At 62.5% G+C, this 873-nt stretch carries 1 protein-coding gene; it reads right to left on the minus strand.

The features are described from left to right. Nucleotides 1-43: 43 nt before the first annotated feature. Nucleotides 44-873: TCR/Tet family MFS transporter (locus tag R7190_RS26310; protein ID WP_318137733.1), on the minus strand; the 830-nt coding region annotated here is incomplete at its 5' end.

Raw genomic sequence — 873 nt, forward strand, 5'->3', positions numbered from 1 at the left:
CATTCGCTGCGCTTATGGCAGAGCAGGGAAAGGAATTGCCGGGCTATGTGCAACGGGAATTTGAAGAATTTCTCCAAAGCCCGCGACGCAGCGCCGGCAGGCAGAGCAAGTAGAGGGCAGCGCCTGCAATCCATGCCCACCCGTTCCACGTTGTTATAGAAGCCGCATAGATCGCCGTGAAGAGGAGGGGTCCGACGATCGAGGTCAGGCTGGTGAGCGCCGCCAGTGAGCCTTGCAGCTGCCCCTGACGTTCCTCATCCACCTGCCTGGACAACATTGCTTGCAGCGCCGGCATTCCGATGCCACCCGAAGCAAGCAGGACCATGATCGGGAACGCCATCCATCCCCGTGTCGCGAAGGCAAGCAGGATGTAGCCTGTGCCGTCGGCAATCATTCCGAGCATGAGTGCCCGCCTTTCGCCGAGCCGGGCGGCTACAGGGCCGGTGATCATTGCCTGGGCGAGTGAATGCAGAATGCCAAATGCGGCAAGCGAAATGCCGATCGTGGTCGCGTCCCAGTGAAAGCGATCCTCGCCGAAAATGACCCAAAGCGCGGCCGGCACCTGTCCGACAAGTTGCATGATGAAGAAGACCGCCATCAGGGCGGCGACGACGGTCATGCCCCGGGCCCACCGGAACGAAGCGAGCGGGTTGAGAGCCTCCCGGCGTAACGGCCGGCGTTCGCCTTTGTGCGACTCCGGCAAAAGGAAACAGCCCGTCAGGAAATTGAGGCCGTTCAAGGCTGCCGCGGCGAAGAACGGAGCGTGGGGGGAGAAACCGCCCATCAGCCCACCGAGCACAGGTCCCGCGACCATCCCGAACCCGAAACAGGCGCTCATGAAGCCGAAGTGCCGCGCGCGCTCATCGCCATCAG

Source organism: Vibrio sp. 1078-1 (assembly GCF_033340475.1).